At 70.8% G+C, this 18,475-nt stretch carries 19 protein-coding genes; 4 read left to right on the forward strand and 15 right to left on the reverse strand.

Annotated features, from left to right (window positions below):
* Positions 1-217: 217 nt before the first annotated feature.
* Complete coding sequence (locus ASF44_RS11185; protein WP_056899312.1) at positions 218-886, reverse strand: YceI family protein; 669 nt, start codon at positions 884-886, stop codon at positions 218-220.
* A gap of 122 nt (positions 887-1,008) precedes the next feature.
* On the opposite strand from ASF44_RS11185, the gene ASF44_RS11190 reads away from it, so the two are divergent.
* Positions 1,009-1,935, forward strand: a complete 927-nt coding sequence (locus ASF44_RS11190; RefSeq protein WP_235579194.1) for a ketopantoate reductase family protein — start codon at positions 1,009-1,011, stop codon at positions 1,933-1,935.
* 306 nt (positions 1,936-2,241) lie between these two features.
* A complete protein-coding gene (locus tag ASF44_RS11195; RefSeq protein WP_056899313.1) occupies positions 2,242-3,051 on the forward strand; it encodes a THxN family PEP-CTERM protein in 810 nt (269 codons plus the stop codon).
* An 84-nt stretch (positions 3,052-3,135) separates the two neighbouring features.
* On the opposite strand, the gene ASF44_RS11200 is transcribed toward ASF44_RS11195, so the two are convergent.
* Complete coding sequence (locus tag ASF44_RS11200; protein WP_056899314.1) at positions 3,136-4,914, reverse strand: methyl-accepting chemotaxis protein; 1,779 nt, start codon at positions 4,912-4,914, stop codon at positions 3,136-3,138.
* A 253-nt stretch (positions 4,915-5,167) separates the two neighbouring features.
* Here ASF44_RS11200 and ASF44_RS11205 point away from each other — a divergent pair, with 253 nt between their 5' ends.
* On the forward strand, positions 5,168-5,398 hold the full coding sequence (locus tag ASF44_RS11205) for a DUF1653 domain-containing protein (protein WP_056899315.1): 231 nt from the start codon (positions 5,168-5,170) through the stop codon (positions 5,396-5,398).
* 35 nt (positions 5,399-5,433) lie between these two features.
* Here ASF44_RS11205 and lpdA read toward each other — a convergent pair whose 3' ends face one another.
* The 9 genes from lpdA to ASF44_RS11250 all read right to left on the reverse strand — a co-directional run bounded on the left by lpdA (position 5,434) and on the right by ASF44_RS11250 (position 14,326).
* Complete coding sequence (gene lpdA / locus ASF44_RS11210; protein WP_056899316.1) at positions 5,434-6,843, reverse strand: dihydrolipoyl dehydrogenase; 1,410 nt, start codon at positions 6,841-6,843, stop codon at positions 5,434-5,436.
* A 2-nt stretch (positions 6,844-6,845) separates the two neighbouring features.
* On the reverse strand, positions 6,846-8,168 hold the full coding sequence (locus ASF44_RS11215) for a dihydrolipoamide acetyltransferase family protein (protein WP_056899317.1): 1,323 nt from the start codon (positions 8,166-8,168) through the stop codon (positions 6,846-6,848).
* Position 8,169: 1 nt separating this feature from the next.
* A complete protein-coding gene (locus tag ASF44_RS11220; protein ID WP_082524693.1) occupies positions 8,170-9,240 on the reverse strand; it encodes an alpha-ketoacid dehydrogenase subunit beta in 1,071 nt (356 codons plus the stop codon).
* A 2-nt stretch (positions 9,241-9,242) separates the two neighbouring features.
* Positions 9,243-10,478: a 3-methyl-2-oxobutanoate dehydrogenase (2-methylpropanoyl-transferring) subunit alpha gene (locus ASF44_RS11225; RefSeq protein WP_056899318.1), complete on the reverse strand. Its 1,236-nt coding sequence runs from the start codon at positions 10,476-10,478 to the stop codon at positions 9,243-9,245.
* Between the two features lie 129 nt (positions 10,479-10,607).
* Positions 10,608-10,973, reverse strand: a complete 366-nt coding sequence (locus ASF44_RS11230; RefSeq protein ID WP_056899319.1) for a 5-carboxymethyl-2-hydroxymuconate Delta-isomerase — start codon at positions 10,971-10,973, stop codon at positions 10,608-10,610.
* Between the two features lie 11 nt (positions 10,974-10,984).
* Positions 10,985-11,383: a cytidine deaminase gene (locus ASF44_RS11235; RefSeq protein ID WP_056899320.1), complete on the reverse strand. Its 399-nt coding sequence runs from the start codon at positions 11,381-11,383 to the stop codon at positions 10,985-10,987.
* On the reverse strand, positions 11,380-12,360 hold the full coding sequence (locus ASF44_RS11240) for an aldo/keto reductase (protein WP_056899321.1): 981 nt from the start codon (positions 12,358-12,360) through the stop codon (positions 11,380-11,382). The genes ASF44_RS11235 and ASF44_RS11240 overlap by 4 nt, the downstream gene beginning before the upstream one ends.
* Positions 12,361-12,429: 69 nt before the next feature.
* The gene (locus ASF44_RS11245) at positions 12,430-13,506 is read right to left on the reverse strand and encodes a TRAP transporter substrate-binding protein (RefSeq protein WP_056899322.1); all 1,077 of its coding nucleotides are present in this window, start codon (positions 13,504-13,506) and stop codon (positions 12,430-12,432) included.
* 43 nt (positions 13,507-13,549) lie between these two features.
* Positions 13,550-14,326, reverse strand: a complete 777-nt coding sequence (locus ASF44_RS11250) for an aldolase (RefSeq protein ID WP_056899323.1) — start codon at positions 14,324-14,326, stop codon at positions 13,550-13,552.
* A 75-nt stretch (positions 14,327-14,401) separates the two neighbouring features.
* On the opposite strand from ASF44_RS11250, the gene ASF44_RS11255 reads away from it, so the two are divergent.
* Positions 14,402-15,007, forward strand: coding sequence for a helix-turn-helix domain-containing protein (locus ASF44_RS11255; protein WP_056899324.1), 606 nt, complete (start codon positions 14,402-14,404; stop codon positions 15,005-15,007).
* Positions 15,008-15,069: 62 nt separating this feature from the next.
* On the opposite strand, the gene cbiB is transcribed toward ASF44_RS11255, so the two are convergent.
* The 4 genes from cbiB to ASF44_RS11275 all read right to left on the reverse strand — a co-directional run bounded on the left by cbiB (position 15,070) and on the right by ASF44_RS11275 (position 18,456).
* A complete protein-coding gene (cbiB, locus tag ASF44_RS11260; protein WP_056899325.1) occupies positions 15,070-15,978 on the reverse strand; it encodes an adenosylcobinamide-phosphate synthase CbiB in 909 nt (302 codons plus the stop codon).
* Positions 15,975-16,544: a cob(I)yrinic acid a,c-diamide adenosyltransferase gene (cobO, locus tag ASF44_RS11265; RefSeq protein ID WP_056899326.1), complete on the reverse strand. Its 570-nt coding sequence runs from the start codon at positions 16,542-16,544 to the stop codon at positions 15,975-15,977. Before cobO ends, cbiB begins: the two co-directional genes overlap by 4 nt.
* Before the next feature lie 170 nt (positions 16,545-16,714).
* The gene (locus tag ASF44_RS11270; protein ID WP_056899327.1) at positions 16,715-17,476 is read right to left on the reverse strand and encodes an ABC transporter ATP-binding protein; all 762 of its coding nucleotides are present in this window, start codon (positions 17,474-17,476) and stop codon (positions 16,715-16,717) included.
* On the reverse strand, positions 17,473-18,456 hold the full coding sequence (locus ASF44_RS11275) for an iron ABC transporter permease (RefSeq protein WP_056899447.1): 984 nt from the start codon (positions 18,454-18,456) through the stop codon (positions 17,473-17,475). Before ASF44_RS11275 ends, ASF44_RS11270 begins: the two co-directional genes overlap by 4 nt.
* Positions 18,457-18,475 lie beyond the last annotated feature (19 nt).

Consider the following 18,475-nt stretch of genomic DNA (forward strand, 5'->3'; position numbering starts at 1 on the left):
TATGGCTGTTCATCCGAGGTTGTTCTGGGTTGATGGTTTGGCGTGAGAACCTCCATCTTCCCCGACTACTTTATGGCTGTTCATCCGAGGTTGTTCTGGGTTGATGGTTTGGCGTGAGAACCTCCATCTTCCCCGACTACTTCGGGTGAACAACCTCTTGGGAAACGACATCTAGCAGGCGCTGGCAGGCCCCTTCGAGACCTGGAACGCCCTGGCGTCAGCGCGGTGCCGCGGGCGGCACCAGCACCGCCTCGACCTGCACCAGCAGCCGCACACGGTCCTCGAAGCCGAACTGCAGGCCCCAGCTGATGCCCCACTGGCTGCGCAGGATCTCGGTCTCGAAATCGCCGCCGCAGACCTGGTGCCCGTGCAGCGGGCTCACATAGCAGTTGAAGCGCACGGCGCGCAGCTCGACCGGGTGCGTCTGGCCCAGCAGCGTGAGCCGGCCCGCCAGCGCGCGCACCCGGCCGTCCTCGATGCGCACGTCCTCGGCCTGGTAGCGGCCGGTCGGGTAGTCGGCCACGTTCAGGAAGTCGCTGCTCTGCACATGGCGGTTGAGCAGGTCCACACCGGTGTTGATGCTGGCCATGTCGATGTGCACGTCCACGCGCGCCAACTGGCCGTTGGCGTCGATCACCACCTGGCCGTCGCGGCTGCCGAAGCGGCCCCGGTTGGTGCTGGTGCCGTAGTGGCCCATTTCGTACAGCACGAAGGTGTGGGTCGGGTCCACCACGTAGCGGCCCCCGGCCTGGGGCGGCCCCGCGGGGCGGGCCGCCATCTCGGGTGCGGCGCCGGGGGCAGGCTGCTGGGCGTGGGCAGGGGCGGAACACGCCAGCGCCGCGGCCAGGCACAGGCGCAGGAACGGAAGACGGCTTGCAATGGGCATGGCCCAGTGTAGAGGCGCGCGCAGCGGTTGCCGTGCCAGCCGCCGTACGGGCCACAGCAGGGGGAGGCGCGCGCCCTGCGCCGCCACAATGCGCTCCTTCGCAGCTTCTCTTGGCCCACCGCATGTCCACTGCCGCACCGCTCCCCTCCACCCTGCAGGTCGCCGTCGTCGGCGCAGGTGCCGTCGGCTGCTACTACGGCGGCATGCTGGCGCGGGCCGGCCACGCCGTCACCTTGATCGGCCGGCCGCAGCACGTGGACGCCATCCGCGCCCATGGCTTGCGCATGCAGACGCTGGCGTTCGACGAGCAGGTGCGCGTGCAGGCCAGCACCGAGCCCGCCTCCGTGGCCGGCGCCGACCTCGTCCTGTTCAGCGTCAAGTCGCCCGACACCGAGAGCACCGGGCAGCAGCTGCTCGCGCACCTGCCCGCGCAGGCGCTGGTGCTCACGCTGCAGAACGGCGTGGACAACGCCGAGCGCCTGCGCACCGTGCTGCCGCACGAGGTGGCCGCCGCCGTGGTCTACGTGGCCACCGAAATGGCCGGCCCGGGCCACATGCGCCACCACGGCCGCGGCGAACTCGTCATCGAGCCCGGGCCGCGCAGCGAAGCGCTGGCACAGGCACTGCGCGCGGCCGGCGTGCCGACCGAGGTGTCGGCCAATGCGCGCAGTGCGCTGTGGTCCAAGCTGGTGCTCAACTGCGCCTACAACGCGCTCTCGGCCATCGCGCAGCTGCCCTACGGCCGCATGGTGCAGGGTGCCGGGGTGCCGCAGGTCATGGCCGACGTGGTGGCCGAATGCCTGGCCGTCGCCGCTGAGGAGGGCGTCGTGCTGCCGGCCGATCTCGCACAGGCGGTGGATCGGCTGGCCCAGACCATGCCCACGCAGAGCTCGTCCACCGCGCAGGACCTGGCGCGCGGCAAACCGACCGAGATCGACCACCTGAACGGCCTGGTCGTGCGACGCGGCGAAGCGCTGGGCATCCCCACGCCGGTGAACCGGGCCCTGTGGGCCCTGGTCAAGTTGATCGAGCAGGCACCCCAGCGCTGAGCGCGCGCCCGCGGAGCACTGCCACATGGCAGGCCGCAACGTGTACACACGACATGTGCTGCCCGCGGACCAATGGAACTCTACATTCGTGCGCGATACAAGCCATTGATTTTATTGTTTCTTTTCCGTAGCCAATTGCTGTCGACAGACTTTGCAGACCTGTTCTACGTCGATTGAATTCCATACAAAACATCGGTTAAAAACAACTGTGTTCCTTCTCTTGGCACGCATGCTGCTGTTTCCAACAGGTCGATCTTTGGTCGACTGATTTGTGAAACAGTTTTATTGCATTCAAAAAGGAAAACCATGCGAGTCGCACCCTTCAGCACCCTGAGCGCCATCGGCCTGGCCATCGCCGTTGCAAGCGGCAGCGCTGCCGCCGCGCCCATCAACTGGGACTACACCGTCAGCAGCGCGTTTGCCACCGGCGCTGGCGACACCACCTTCACCAGCGGGGCGGGCTGCCAGTCCGTGTCGGGTTCGGCCATCACCTGGGGCGTCTGTCCGAGCGGTCCCGCAGGCGTCGGCCGCAGCGGCATCGGCATCAGCAACAGCCCGCAGTCCGGCATGCTGACCACCAACGGCGCCGCTCAAGGCGCCAACACCTATACCCACAGCAACAACGCCGTGAACTCCGGCTACGCGACGCTGACCGGGGCCACCATCACTGCCACGCTCGGCCTGCGGGCCTCGGGCACCAGCGACGCCTACGTCTACCAGACGGCCACCTACAAGATCCGCTTTGCCGAGACGCCCAACGTGGCGGGCACCTGTGCGGCCGCCAGCCCCGTGGGCAACCCCTGCAACGACATCTGGGTGCTGGACGGCTCGCTGAACAAGTCGATCGACCTGGGTGGCGAGCAGTACTTCTTCAGCTTCTTCGCCTCGCCGGCGCTGGCGACGCTGCCCAACGCCGTCTGCGAAGCCGCCAACGCGGACGACGGCTGCATCGGCTTCACCACCATCGAAGGTCAGGAGAACGCCGTCAACTTCCTGGTGAAGGTGACCAGCACGCCGCTGGTGGTCGAGGTGCCCGAACCCGCATCGATCGCGCTGCTGGGCGCCGGCCTCGTGGGCCTGGCCGGCGTGCGCCGTCGCCGTCAGAACAAGGCCTGAGCGCCGTCCTGCACCGATCCAGCCCCGCCCCGGCGGGGCTTTTTCTTGGGCGCAACCGGCCCGCGGTGCAAATGGCGCCGCAGTTCAGAAGCTTTCCCAGTCGTCGTCGCCGCGCGCGCCGGCCAGCGCCGGCTCCTTCGCCGCGGCCTTCGTTGGAGTCTTGTGCGGGGCCGCTGCGGCCTTGGCGGCCGGCACCGCGCGGCGGGTGGCCGGCGCGATCGACGGCCTGGCCGGTCGGGCCGGCGTGGCAAGCATGGCGGGCGCCGCCAGCACGGGCCGCTGCGCCGGCGCCGCGGCGGGCGTGCCGTGCGGCAGCACGCCCCCTGTTTCGATGCGGAACACGCTCACGGCGGTGGCCAGCTGGCCGGCCTGGGCCTTCAAGGCGCCCGTGGCGGCAGCCGCTTCCTCGACCAGGGCAGCGTTCTGCTGCGTCACCGTGTCCATCTGCGAGACCGCCTGGTGCACCTGCTCGATGCCCTGGCTCTGCTCCTGGCTGGCAGCGGTGATCTCGGCCACCAGGTCGCTCACGCGCTGCACGCTCTGCACGATGGCATCCATGGTGCGGCCGGCCTCGGCCACCTGTGCGCTGCCCTCCTCGACCTTGGCCACCGAATCGCCGATGAGCTGCTTCACGTCCTTGGCCGCGGCGGCCGAACGCTGCGCCAGCGCCCGCACCTCGCCCGCAACGACCGCGAAGCCGCGGCCCTGCTCACCAGCCCGGGCGGCTTCCACGGCGGCGTTCAGCGCCAGGATGTTGGTCTGGAACGCGATGCCGTCGATGACGCCGATGATGTCGGCGATCTTGCGGCTGCTGTCGTTGATGGCGCCCATGGTGCCCACCACCCCGGCCACCACCTGGCCGCCCTGCACGGCCGTCTTGGAGGCAGACGCCGCCAGCTGGTTGGCCTGGCGCGCGTTGTCGGCGTTCTGGCGCACGGTGCTGGTCAGCTGCTCCATCGAGGCCGCGGTCTGCTGCAGCGAGCTGGCCTGCTCCTCGGTGCGCGAGGACAGATCCTGGTTGCCCGCGTCGATCTCGCTCGATGCGGTGGCGATGCCGTCGGTGCCCGAACGCACCCTGGCCACGACGCCGGACAGGCTCGCGTTCATGTCCTGCAGCGCCTGCAGCAGCTGGCCGGTCTCGTCGCGCGATTGCACGGTCACGCGGCTGGTGAGGTCGTTGGCGGCGACGGCGCGCGCCACGCGCACGGCTTCGGCCAGCGGCTGCGTGATGCCCGCAGTCAGGCGCCAGGCGAACAGGCCTCCGGCCAGCAGGCCCAGCAGGCCCAGGCCCAGCATCAGCAGGCGGCTCTCGCCGTAGATGCCGTCGATGCGGGTGGCCGTGGCGTCGATGCTGGCGCGTTGCAGGTCCAGCAGCTGCTGGATCAGCGCCGTGTACTTCTCGGTGGCCGGCAGGAAGACCTGGGTCAGCAGGCGTTCGGCCTCGTCGGCCTGGCCCTCGCCCTTGGCCTTGACCGCCGCATCGCGCGAGGACAGGTAGACCGCGCGCGCCTTCTGGATCTCTTCCCACAGCGCTTTTTCCTGCGGCTCGTCCAGCAACGGCTCGATGCGCTTTTGCAGCTCGGCCGACTCCTTGGTGCTGAAGGCGGCATCGGCCGCGAAGAACTGGCCGAGCGATGGGTCGCTGCTCTTGACGATGGCCGTGGTGCGGCGCGCGCCGCTGTAGATGTAGCGGTACCAGTCGCTGATCATGCGTTCCATGGCCAGCGGCTGCTGGGTCATGTCGCTGGTCGCGCTGGCCACCGTTTGCAGCCGCCACAGGCCGACGGCCGTGATGAGCGCCATGACGAGCAGGATGAGCGCAAAGCCGCCTCCCAGGCGGGTCCCGATGCGGAGGTTCTTCATGAACGGAGTCGCGTGAAGGTGGATGGATGGGGGGCGCTGTAGCGGAACGCCCCGATGATCCGTCCATTATTGGCGCGAATCATCCCCATAATTCGCACGGAATTTGCCACTCATAGGGCAAACCCGGACGCTTGTCCGCCCGGCCGTCCGGCCAGCGCTGACCTCGGCACACGACGGCACGCCGTCACACGCGCCGCACCGCGGAGGCACGATCTGGCAAGCTCGGCGGCTCTCCCACCACCAGCGCCCCGCCATGGACGACCTGCCTCCCCTGCCCACCATCACCCCCGGCCGCTACCGCCATTACAAGGGCGGCGAGTACGAGGTGCTCGCCGTCGCACGGCACAGCGAGACTTTGGAGCCGCTGGTGGTCTACCGGCCGCTCTACAACGGCACGGGCTGGTGGGTGCGGCCCCACGCCATGTTTGTCGGCGGCGTCGAGGTCGACGGTCGGCAGCAGCCCCGGTTCCAGCGGCTGGACTGAGCCGGGGCCGGGCCGCCCCGGCGGGCGCGCCTTGGCTACAGGTGGATCGCCCGCCCCAGCGCGCGCAACGCGGCCTCCTGCACCGCCTCGCCCAGCGTGGGATGGGCGTGGACGATGCCGCCCACATCCTCCAGCCGCGCCCCCATCTCGATGGCATAGCAAAAGGCCGCCGCGAGTTCGGACACGCCATGGCCCACGGCCTGCCAGCCCAGCACGAGGTGGTTGTCCTGGCGCGCCACCACACGCACGAAACCCTCGCCGCCCTCCATGGTCAGCGCCCGGCTATTGGCCGCGAACGGGAACTGCGCGACAAGCGTCTCGGTGCCGGCCTGCGCGGCCTGGGCCTGGGTCTGGCCGACGGCCACCACCTCCGGGTCGGTGAAGCACACGGCCGGGATCGCCAACGGCGCGAAACGGCGCCGGTGTCCGGCGATGCACTCGGCCGCCACCTCGCCCTGGGCCATGGCCCGGTGCGCGAGCATGGGCTCGCCGGTCAGGTCGCCGACCGCCCAGACCTGGCGCATGGAAGTGCGCCCCGTGGCGTCGACCTTCACGGCGCGGCCGTCCATGTCCAGCTGCAGCGTCTGCAGGCCGGCCGTGCGCGGGCGCCGGCCCGCGGCCACCAGCACCTTGTCGGCCGGCAGCACGAATTCGTCGGCATGGCGGCTGCGCACGCGCAGGCCGCTGCCGTCCGCCGTCAGGCCCTCGGCCGTGCAGCCCAGGTGCAGCACGATCCCGATGCGCTTGAGCGCGGCCAGCACCGGCTTGCCCAGGTCTTCCTCGTAGCCGGGCAGCACGCGCTCGGCCACGTCGACGACGGTGACCTCGGCCCCCAGCTTGCGCCAGGCCATGCCCAGCTCCAGCCCGATGTAGCCGGCGCCGACCACGACCAGGTGCCGCGGCACGGCGGTCAGCGCCAGCGCCTCGGTGGACGAGAGCACGGTGCCCCCGGGTTCCGAAAACGGCAGCTGCGGCAGCGCCATGGGCTCCGAACCCGTGGCCAGCAGCAGGTGCTCGCACTGCAGCCGCAGCGTTTCGCCGTCGTCCAACGCCACGTCCACCGTCTTGCCGTCGACGATGCGGGCCCAGCCTGCGACCACCTGCACCCCGGCCTTGCGCAGCAGCGCGGCGACGCCGCCCGTGAGCTTGCCCACGACGCCTTCCTTCCAGGCCTGCGTGACCGCCAGGTCGATGCTGGCCGCCTCGGCGCGGATGCCCAGCGGCGAACTGCGCGCGCCCGGCGTGGCACTGCGCACGCGGTCGTAGGCGTCGGCCGCATGGATCAGCGCCTTGGACGGAATGCAGCCGATGTTCAGACAGGTGCCGCCGGGCGCCATGCCTTCGACCAAGGTGGTGGCAACGCCGAGTTGCGCCGCCCGGATGGCCGCCACATACCCGCCGGGGCCTCCGCCGATGACGAGCAATGTCGTGTTTCTCGATGCCATCTTCACTCCACGAACAGCAGGGCCGGCGATTCGAGCAGCGCGCGAACGGCCTGGATGAACTGCGCCGCGTCCATGCCGTCGACCACGCGGTGGTCGAAGGACGACGACAGGTTCATGAGCTTGCGTGCCACCACCGCGCCGCCGCGCAAGGCCGGGCGCTCGACGATGCGGTTGACGCCAACGATGGCCACCTCGGGGTGGTTGATCACCGGCGTGGTCACGATGCCGCCCAGCGGGCCCAGGCTGCTGATGGTGATGGTGGAGCCCGACAACTCCTCGCGCCCGGCCTTGCCGCTGCGGCCGGCCTCGGCGAGCCTGGCGATCTCGCGCGCGCAGGCCCAGGGATCCAGCGCCTCGGCATGGCGCAGCACGGGCACCAGCAGCCCGCCATCGGTCTGCGTGGCCACGCCCAGGTGCACGGGCTGGTAGCGCGTGACCACGCCGGCGTCGTCGTCGAAGCGGGCGTTCATCTGCGGGAAGTCGCGCAGCGCGAGCACCAGCGCACGCGCCAGCAGCGGCAGCAAGGTGAGCTTGCCGCGCGCCGGCCCGTAGCGTTCGTTCAGTTGCGCGCGCAGGGCCTCGATGTCGGTGACGTCGACCTCCTCCACATAGCTGAAGTGCGGGATGCGGCGCTTGGCCTCCTGCATCTTCTGCGCGATCTTGCGGCGCAGGCCGATCAGCGGGACGGACTCCTCGCCATGGCGCTGCGCATAGCCGCTGCCGGCAACGGGCGTGCGCGGCTGGCCGCCTGCGACCAGGTAGATGTCCAGGTCCTCGTGCGTGATGCGGCCGGCCGGGCCGCTGCCATGCACGAACTGCAGTTCGATGCCAAGCTCCCAGGCGCGCTGGCGCACGGCCGGCGAGGCAACGGGTTTCTCGCCCGGCGCGCGCATGGCCACCGGGGCGGCCACGGGTGGGCGTTGTGCCGGCACCCTCGGCGCGCCCGGCACCACGGCGGCGGGCCCGGTGGTCGCGGGCGCCGCAGCGGCGGGCTCGGCCGCTGCGGGCTCGACGGCTGGCGCCGCGGCAACCGGCGCCGCGACGCTGGCCCGCTGCGCGGCTTTCGCCGCCACGTTGCCCGCGCCCTCGACCTCCAGCCGGATCAGTTCGGCGCCCACCGCCAGCAGCGCGCCCGGCTGTCCGCCGAGTTCGAGCACGGTGCCGGCCACGGGCGAGGGAATCTCCACCGTCGCCTTGTCTGTCATCACGTCGGCCAGGATCTGGTCCTCCGCCACCGGGTCGCCGGGCTTGACGCGCCACTCGACCAGTTCCACTTCGGCGATGCCCTCGCCGATGTCGGGCATCTTGATGGTGTATTGGCCCATGTCAGCTCTCCATCGCGCGTTGGAAGGCGGCACCGACGCGGTCGGGGCCCGGGAAATAGGCCCACTCCTGCGCATGCGGATACGGCGTGTCCCAGCCGGTCACGCGCTCGATGGGCGCCTCCAATTGGTAGAAGCAGTGTTCCTGCACCAGCGCCGACAGCTCGGCGCCGAAGCCGCTGGTCTTGGTGGCCTCGTGCACGATCACGCAGCGGCCGGTCTTCTTGACCGAGGCGACGATGGTGTCCAGGTCCAGTGGCCAGATCGAACGCAGGTCGATGATCTCCGCGTCGATGCCGGTCTCGCGCGCGGCACACTCGGCCACCCAGGTCATGGTGCCGTAGGTCAGCACGGTCAATTGGTTGCCGGGCCGGAACACCGCGGCCGACTCCAGCGGCACGGTGTAGTAGCCCTCGGGCACCATGCCCATGGCGTGCTTGGACCACGGCACGACAGGCCGGTCGTGGCGGCCGTCGAACGGGCCGTTGTACAGCCGCTTGGGCTCCAGGAAGATGACCGGGTCGTTGCACGCGATGGCCGAGATCAGCAGGCCCTTGGCGTCGTACGGGTTGCTGGGCAACACGGTGCGCAGGCCGCTGACATGGGTGAACAGCGCCTCGGGGCTCTGGCTGTGCGTCTGCCCGCCGTAGATGCCGCCGCCGCAGGGCATGCGCACCGTGATCGGGCAGGTGAAGTCGCCGGCCGAGCGGTAGCGCAGCCGCGCCGCCTCGGACACCAGTTGGTCCGAGGCCGGGTAGAAGTAATCGGCGAACTGGATCTCGGCCACCGGGCGCAGGCCATAGGCCCCCATGCCCACGGCCACGCCGACGATGCCGCCTTCGCTGATCGGCGTGTCGAAGCAGCGCGTCTTGCCGTACTTGGCCTGCAGGCCTTCGGTGACGCGGAACACGCCGCCGAAGTAGCCCACGTCCTGGCCGAACACGACCACGTCGGGGTCGCGCGCCATCACCACGTCCAGCGCCGAGCGCAGGGCCTGGATCATGGTCATGGGCTTGCTGGCCATCTTTGCCGCTTCTGCCGTCTCCACGGCCGGGTTCTCGGTTTCGGTCAGCATCTTCAGACTCCCAGTTCCTGCCGCTGGCGGCGCAGGTGCTCGGGCATGGTCTCGTAGACATCCTCGAAGATCGTCGCGGCGCTCGGGATGTGGCCGTCCAGCAGGCTGCCGTGGCTCTCGGCCTCCTTCTGCGCGGCGGCCACCTCGGCCTCCAGTTCCTTGTGCACCTGCTCATGCTCCTGCTCGGACCAGATGCCCAGGTGGACCAGGTGGGTCTTGAGCCGCAGGATCGGGTCGCCCAGCGGGAAGCGCTCCCAGTCGTCGGCGGGCCGGTACTTGGACGGGTCGTCCGAGGTCGAGTGCGCGCCGGCGCGGTAGGTGACCCATTCGATCAGCGTCGGGCCCTGGTTGCTGCGCGCGCGCTCGGCCGCCCACTGCGAGGCGGCATAGACCGCCAGGAAGTCGTTGCCGTCCACGCGCAGCGAGGCGATGCCGCAGCCCACGCCGCGCGCGGCGAAGGTGGTCGACTCGCCGCCCGCGAGCGCCTGGAAGCTGGAGATCGCCCACTGGTTGTTGACCACGTTGAGGATCACCGGTGCGCGGTACACGTGGGCGAAGGTCAGCGCGGTGTGGAAGTCCGACTCGGCCGTCGCGCCGTCGCCGATCCAGGCCGAGGCGATGCGCGTGTCGCCCTTGATGGCCGAGGCCATGGCCCAGCCCACCGCCTGCGGGTATTGCGTGGCCAGGTTGCCCGAGATGCTGAAGAAGTCGGCCCGCTTGAACGAATACATCACGGGCAGTTGGCGCCCCTTCATGGGGTCGGCCTCGTTGCTGAGCAGCTGGCAGATCAGCTCGACCATCGACACGTCGTCGCGGCAGAGCAGCAGGCCCTGCTGGCGGTAGGTGGGAAAGCACATGTCGCCCTTGCGCAGCGCCATGCCGTGCGCCACGGCGATGGCCTCCTCGCCCAGGCACTGCATGTAGAACGAGGTCTTGCGCTGGCGCTGGGCCACCGTCATGCGCGCGTCGAAGATGCGCGTCTTCATCATCGCGCGCAGGCCGCGGCGCAGCTGCGTGCCGTCGATCTCCGGCGCCCAGGGGCCGACGGCCTGGCCCTCGCGGTCGAGCACGCCGATCAAGGCGTAGGCCAGGTCCGCGGTTTCGAAGTGGGAGGTGTCGACCGGCGGTTTGCGGACGGTGCCCGCGCCGGAAATCTGCAGGAAGGAAAAGTCGGTGGCACAGCCAGGTCGCCCAGTGGGCTCCGGCACATGCAGCCGCAGGGCTGGGTGCTCGCGCATCGTTGTCTCCGCACGCGGTGGCGTGCCTGGGTTGGTACAGGGCACGGCCACGGGTAAGTGGCAGGCCCCTGGGCGCTGCGCGGGTAGGCGCGGCCCAACCAGTTTACGGGAAGACGGTGCGCGACAAGCTCAGGCCAGGCGGACCTTGGTGTAGCTGCCGCGGTCCATGTCGACGACCTCCACGCTGAGGTAGGCCTCGAGGCCCGACGGCAAGGCGTTCAGATGGCTACGCAGCGCATCCGCCACGCGGCGGCTCAGGTCCGTTTTCGCCTCCGGCGTGCGGCCGGCCAGGATGCGCAGCTGCACATGCAGGTAGCCGCGGCCGCTGTCCTGCAGGCCGACGCGGAAATGCTCGGCACGCAGCACGCGCGCCTTGAGGTCGGCTTCGTCTTGGACCTCGGGGCTCTCCGACAGCGCCTGCGTAGTGGCCGCCAGCATGGCGTCGAACGGCAGGTCGCCGAGGTTGGGGGTGTACTCGATGACGATGTGGGGCATGGAAAAAGCGTCTAGGCAGATGGCAGGTGTTGGGGGCCGAAAGAGGCCGGCAGCAGTTCGTCCAACGTGAAGCTGGCCAGCACGCCGGCCGCGCCCGCCGCGTGCACGCGCGTGGCCGGACTTGAGAACTCGCGGATGCGCTGGCGGCAGTTGCCGCATGGCGTGATGGGCTCGGGCCCATCGCCCACGACCAGGATCTCGGCGATGGCGCGCCCGCCGGCCACCACCATGGCCGCGATGGCCCCGGCCTCGGCACAGGTGCCGCTTGGATAGGCCGCGTTCTCGACGTTGCAGCCCGCGAACACGCGCCCGTCCGGCGTGGCCAGCGCGGCGCCGACCCGGTAGCGCGAGTACGGCGCATGCGCGTTGGCCTGCGCCGCGCGCGCAGCGGCCAGCAGGGCCTCGGTCACGTGAAGCCGACCACGGCGTGCGGCACGTAGGGCGCCTCCAGCGCCGCCAGTTCCTCGGGCGTCAACTTCAGCGACAGCGCCGCCACGGCATCGTCCAGGTGCTCCACCCGCGTCGCGCCGACGATGGGCGCCGTGACGCCCGGCTGCTGCAGAACCCAGGCCAGCGCCACCTGGGCGCGCGGCACGCCGCGGGCCGCCGCGACGCCGGCCACGGCCTCGACCACCTTGCGGTCGGCGTCGGCGGTGCTGGCATACAGCGTGCGGCCGAAGGCATCGGTCTCGGCCCGGCTGCTGGCACTGTCCCAGTCGCGCGTGAGGCGGCCACGCGCCATGGGGCTCCAGGGAATCACGGCCACGCCCTGGTCGCGGCACAAGGGCAGCATTTCGCGCTGCTCTTCGCGGTACAGCAGGTTCAGGTAGTTCTGCATGGAGACGAAGGGCGTGAAGCCATGGCGCTCGGCCACGGCCTGGGCCTTGGCGAACTGCCAGGCGTACATGGACGAGGCCCCGATGTAGCGCGCCTTGCCAGCCTTGACCACGTCGTGCAGCGCCTCCATGGTCTCCTCGATGGGCGTGCCGTAGTCCCAGCGGTGGATCTGGTAGAGGTCCACGTGGTCCATGCCCAGGCGTTTGAGGCTGTGGTCGATCTCGGCCAGGATGGCCTTGCGCGACAGGCCTGCGCCATTGGGCCCGGGCCGCATGCGGCCGTGCACCTTGGTGGCGACCACCACCTCGTCGCGCGGCGCGTACGCGGCCAGTGCACGTCCGACGATCTCCTCGCTGGTGCCGGCCGAGTAGACGTTGGCGGTGTCGAAGAAGTTGATGCCGAGGTCCAGCGCCTTCTTGAGGAAGGGCCGGCTCGCGGCCTCGGGCAGGGTCCAGGCATGGTTGCCCTGGTCGGGGGCGCCGTAGCTCATGCAGCCCAGGCACAGGCGCGAGACCTGCAGGCCGGTACGGCCGAAACGAATGTGGTCCATGGAATCAGCTCGCAGCAAGACAGGAGCGGGCCATGATAGCGGCGGCCCTGCCCGCGCAGCGGGCCGCGCTCAGCGCTTGCGCTGCGTGCCAAGCATGTACTGCTCGGCCGCGCCGTCGTTGACCGACGCCCACGTCAGCTGGTCGTCCAGAAAGCTGCGCCACTGCGTGTAGACCGCGCGGAACACCGCGTTGGTGGCGGCCTCCTCCTCGAACACCTCGCGCGTGGCCTTGTGCAACGCGTCCATCACGGGCCGCGGCCAGTAGCTGAGCTTGGCCCCGCCGCCCACGATGCGCTTGAGCGCCGCCACGTTGCCCACGTCGTACTTGGCCAGCATCTCCGCCGACGCCTGTGCGCAGGCCGCCTCGAGCACGGCGCGGTAGCCCTCGGGCAGCTCGGCCCAAGCCTTCTTGTTGACGATGAAGCACAACGAGGCTCCGAGTTCCATCACGCCCGGCCCGTAGTAGTAACGCGCGACGCGGGCCAGGCCCAGCTTCTCGTCGTCGTACGGCCCCACGAACTCCGCAGCGTCCAGGATGCCCTTTTCCAGGGCGGGGTACACGTCGGACGCCGGCAACTGCTGCGGCGTCGCGCCCAGCTTGGCATAGACGCGGCCGAGCAGCCCGGGCACGCGCATGCGCAGGCCCTGAAAATCCTCGGGCCGCTTGATCTCCTTGCGGAACCAGCCGCCCATCTGCGCGCCGGTGTTTCCGCACGGAATCTGCACGGCATCGAAGCGGTCGTAAATCTCGCGCATGAGCGCCAGGCCTCCGCCCTGGTTCATCCAGGCCGCGTGCTGGCGCGGCGTCATGCCGAAAGGCACGCCGGTGTCGAACGCGAGCGCTGGCTCCTTGCCGACGTAATAGAAACCCGCCGTGTGGCCGCATTCCACGCTGCGGCTCTGCACACCGTCCAGGACGGCCAGCGGCGGCATGATTTCGCCGGCGGCGAACGGCGTGATGGTGAAGCGCCCATCGGTCAGGTTCTTGACGATGTTGGAGATCGCCACGGCGCCACCGAAGACCGTGTCCAGCGACTTCGGAAAGCTGGACGGCATGCGCCAGCGGATGGCGGGCTGGCTCTGCGCGATGGCAGGCGCGGCCACGGCGGTGGCGGCAGCGCCGGCCAGGATGGAACGTCGTTGCATGGAGACCTTTCGAGGGCAATGGAAAGCGGGCGGACGGAGCGCTTCAGGCGCTGGCCAGGCAGTCGGGTGCGTTGCGCAGCGCCTGGCGCGCGAAGTACTGGAAGGTCAGGTCGGTGATCTCGGGCCGCAACAGGAAGTCGCGCGACTCGCGCGCCAGATGGCCCGGCACCGGGCGGATGGTTCCGGCCGCGGCAGCGCGCAGCTGCACGGCGGCGGCCTGCTCCATCCAGATCGCCAGCACGGCCGCCTCGGCCACGGTGGCGCCGGCCGTCAGCAGGCCGTGGTGTGCCAGCAGGAGCGACTTGTTGCTGCCCAGCGCGCCCGAGATGATGCGGCCCTCGTCGTTGGTGATCGGCAGGCCGGGCCAATCGGCCAGGTAGCCGCAGTTCTCGTAGAACGGGGTCGCGTCCATGCAGGCGATGGCCAGCGGCTGGCCGATCATCGACAGCGCGCTGACGGCGGCCGGATGGGTGTGCACGATGCAGTTGACCTCCGGGTGGTGGCGGTAGACCCACAGGTGAAAGCGCGTGGCCGGGTTGGGCAGCGAATGCCCGTCGAGCGGGCGCAGGTCGTCGTCGGTCAGGATGAAGCTGTCGGGCGTGGCCTCGTCCGCGCCGATGCCGAACTTCAGTGTCCGGTACGTGCCAGGCTCCTCGCCGCGCGCGGTGATCTGGCCAGCCAGACCGTTGGCCCAGTGGCCCTGCGCAGCCAGCATGCGGGAGGCCAGCACCAGCTGCTGCAGCGGGGTGTGCGACGACCGGGTGGTCTTGTGTTGAAGGTCGCGGTAGACGGCGTTCTTCAGGTCCTGTTCGGATTGCATGCGTGCTCCTTGCGTGGTCAGGTCAACTTGTTGACCGACTATGATCAACAAGTTGACCTGTGTCAATATGGCCCCATGGTTTCGCGCACAGCTTCCACTTCACCCGCCCCTGACAGCCCCCCCGACATCGCCTTCACGCGCCTGGGCCCGCGCATCAAGACCATGCGCCGGCAGCGCCAGATGACCGTGGAGGAGCTCGCGAACGCGACCGGCGTGCACAAGGCGCATGTCTCGCGGCTGGAGCGCGGGCTCAAGACCCCATCCATCGGCATGCTGGCGCGGCTGGCCACCGCGCTGGGCACCACGATCGGCCACCTGGCCGGTGAAACCCTGGACAAGACCGACATCAAGATTACGCGGGCCGAGGAAGCCGCGCCGCGCTTCGCCGTGGACGAGCCGATGGAGCACCGCTTCACGCCGCTGCTGCACGGCCATTCGGTCGGCTCGTTCGAGGCCTTCGTCGTCTACCCCGGCCAGAGCGCGGGCAGCACGCAGACCCAGCACGGCGGCCAGGAGATGCTCTACGTGCTGGCGGGCACCATCGACGTCAGCTTCGCGGACCGCACGGAACGGCTGCAGGCCGGCGACTGCATCCACTTCCCGGGCCACCTGGAACACCGCATCGCGCGGGTCGGCCGCGCACGCGCGCGGGCGCTGCTGGTGCTCTCGACGGATTCATAGGCGGTGCGCGCCGCGGCCGGGGCGCGCGCGAACGCGCCAGGCCGCAGGCGCGGCATTCGGCTTCAGTGTGTGGCAACGAGCAGGGCCACGGCGGCGATACCCGCCGCGGCCCACACGGCGCGGCCGGCAATGCGCAGCGCGCGCGCCACGTCATCCGCCTGCGGCGCCCTCGCCAGCGCGTGGAGCGCATAGACACCCGGCTTGCGCAGCCGCACGCCCAGACGCAAGGCCATGGCCGCCATCGGCCAGCCGCTGTTGGGCGAAGCCGTTCGCCCGGCTTCCCGCGCGAGGGCGGCATGGGCACGCACCGGGCACAGCAGCAACGCCGTGATGCGCGCGGGCACCCAGCCCAGCACATCGTCGGCGCGCGCGGCCCACTTGCCGGCCCACTCCCAATCGCGGCCGCCGCGCAGGCCGCGGTAGCCCCACATCGCATCGGCCGTGTTGGCGAAGCGGAACACCGCGGCGCCGGGCAGGCCCAGCAGTGCGAACCAGAAGAGCGGCGCCACCACCGAGTCGTTGAGGTTCTCGGCCAGCGATTCGATCGCGCTCTCGCGCACGGTGCCGGCGTCCAGCCCGTCGACGTCGCGGCTGACCAGCATCGCCAGCCGTGCACGGCCCGCTTCGAGCGAGTGGCCCAGGGCGGCGTCGACCGCCGCCACCTCTTCGCGCAGCATGCGCCAGGCCAGCAGGGGCTTGAGCGCCAGGCCCAGCGCCAGGAAAACGGCCCAGGCCGGTAGCCAGCGCACGAACGCCCACTGCAGCGCGGCGCCCAGCAGCCCGACCACCGCGGCACCGGCGCACCAGGCCAGCGCGCCGGCCACGAAGGCGGCGAAGGGGGCGCTCGGCAGGCGCTTGCCGGTCCAGCCCAGATAGCGGCCCATGGCCACCACCGGATGCACGGCCACCGGCGGCTCGCCCCACAGGCGGTCCACCAGCAGCGCAAACCACAGCGCAGCGGCGGCAGTCAATCCTCGATGCCGCGCTGCGCCGGAATGCCGGCCTTGAACGCATGCTTGACCAGCGCCATCTCGGTCACGGTGTCGGCGATCTCGATGATCTCGGGCGGGCAGCGCCGGCCGGTCAGCACCACGTGCACCTGCCGGGGCCGCGCGCGCAGGGTCTGCAGCACATCGTCCAGCGGCAGCCAGCCGTACACCAGCGGGTAGGTGATCTCGTCCAGCGTGACCATGAAGTACTCGCCCGACAGGATGCTGGCCTTGGCCTTCTCCCACCCTTCGCGCGCCAGCTGGCCGGAGCGTTCCAGGTCCTGGCTCTTCCAGCTGAAGCCGTCGCCCAGGCCTTCGATGGGCATGCCCAGGTGCTCGAACATGCGGTGCTCGCCGAAGCGTGCCGTGGGCACCTTCATGAACTGGTAGACCTTCACGCGCTTGCCGCGGCCGTGCGCGCGCAGCGCCAGGCCGAAAGCGGCCGTGCTCTTGCCCTTGCCATCGCCGGTGTTGACGATGACGATGCCGCGGCGCTCGCCCTCGGGCTTCTCGTAGGGCTTGGTGGTGGGTGGGGTTTCGATCTGCATGCTGGTTCTCCTGGCTGATCACGGCGCGCGCCGCACGCCGACACGCCCGCCGCGGCGGCCCGTCGCGCACGCTGCGGGCAGCGGCGGGGTGGGTTCTGCCAGGCCGCTGGATGCGCCCTCCTTCGCGCAGCAGAAGGCGGAAGCCACGCAGCGGCCTAGGGGGTTGTTCTTCATCTTGGGATGGTGATCCATTGGCCGGCGACGCAATGGACCGCGACGCGCTGGGCGAACACCGTCTCGAGCGCGCGGTGCGTGGTGGCGTCGCCGCTGGCGCCGTGGTGCACGATGCGGCCGCGCTCGACGATGACCAGCGCGTCGGCCTGCAACGCGGCCGGCAGCTCGTGCAGCACGCTGACCACGGTGCGGCCTGCACGCGCGAGCGCACGCGCCATGGCCAGCCAGTCGGCCTGGTGCGGCGGATCGAGGTTGGCCAGCGGCTCGTCCATGAGCAGCACGGGCGCCTGCACGGCCAGCGCGCGCGCCAGCAGCACGCGCTGGCGTTCGCCACCCGACAGGCGGCCCAGCGGCCGTGCCGCCCAGGCCAGCGCGTGGGTGGCGCGCAGTGCGTCCTCCACGGCGGCGTGGTCGGCCGCGCCCGGCGCGGCCAGCCAGGCGCGGTGCGGCAGCCGGCCCAGCATGACCACGTCGTAGACCGAGAGGTCGTCGGCCGCGGCCTCGTTCTGGCCCAGCCAGGCGATGCGGCGGCCACGCTCGCGGCCGCTGTATTCGGCCAGCGGCCTTTCATCCAGCAGCAGCTGGCCGGTGCTGGGCAGCAGGCCGGCCAGCGCCTTGAGCAGCGTGGACTTGCCGGCGCCGTTGGGGCCGACCACGGCGGTCCAGCAGGCGGCCGGCAGGCGCAGGTCGATGCCATGCAGCACCTGCGCCAGGCCCTGCGACGCATGCAGGTTGCGGGCTTCGAGCGAGAGGGTCACAGCACGCCACCCGCGCCCGCGCGTGTGCGCTGGCGCATCAGCCACAGCAGGTAGGTGCCGCCCAGCACGGCCGTCAGCACGCCGACGGGCAACTCCTGCGGCGCGATGAGCCAGCGCGCCAGGATGTCGGCCGCCAGCAGCAGCACGCCGCCCATGCCGGCGGCCAGCAGGATCAGCCGGCCGTGCGTGACCTTGACCAGCGAGCGCGCCAGGTGCGGCGCCGCCAGGCCGACGAAGGCCACGAGCCCGGTCTGCGCCACGGCCGCGCCCGTGGCCAGGCCCAGCGTGGCGACCAGTGCCATGCGCATCGCCGGCAGCGGCAGCCCCAGGCTGGTGGCGGTGGCCTCGCCCAGCGCCAGCGCGTCCAGCGTGGGCGACAAGGCCCAGGCCACCAGCGCGGCCAGCGCCAGCGGCGCGGCCATCAGGGCGCAGGCGGACCATCCCACCGTGCTGGTGTTGCCCAGCATGAAGGCCTGCAGCGCCTGCATGATCTCGGGCGAGAGCAGCATCAGCAGCGATGTGAACGCGCTCAGCACCACGCCCACGATCACGCCGGCCAGCAGCAGGCGCAGCGTGTGCTGCACGCCCTGCGCCAGCGTGAGCGTGAGCAGCACGCCGGCCACGGCACCGACGAAGGCCGCGCCGGCCAGGCCCATGCGCGCGATCCACGACAGCGCGAACGGCGAGCCGCCCAGCGCGGCCATGCTGGCCGCCACGCCCAGCAGCGCGCCCGAGCCGCTGCCGAGCAGGTAGGGGTCGGCCAGCGGATTGCGGAACAGGCCCTGCGCGATGGCGCCGGCCAGGCCCAGCAGAGCGCCCGCCAGCCAGGTGCCCAGCGTGCGCGGCAGCCGGATGTCCCAGACGATCTGCCAGCCCATGGGGTCGTCGCGCAAGCGCCAGGGCCAATCGAAGCCGGTGCTGCCCACGCTGGCGCCCAGCAGCACGAGGGCCGCGGTCAGCAGTGCCAGCGCGAGGGCCAGCCAGGTGGCGCGGCGCTGG

Source organism: Pseudorhodoferax sp. Leaf274 (assembly GCF_001422445.1).
Lineage (GTDB): Bacteria > Pseudomonadota > Gammaproteobacteria > Burkholderiales > Burkholderiaceae_C > Pseudorhodoferax.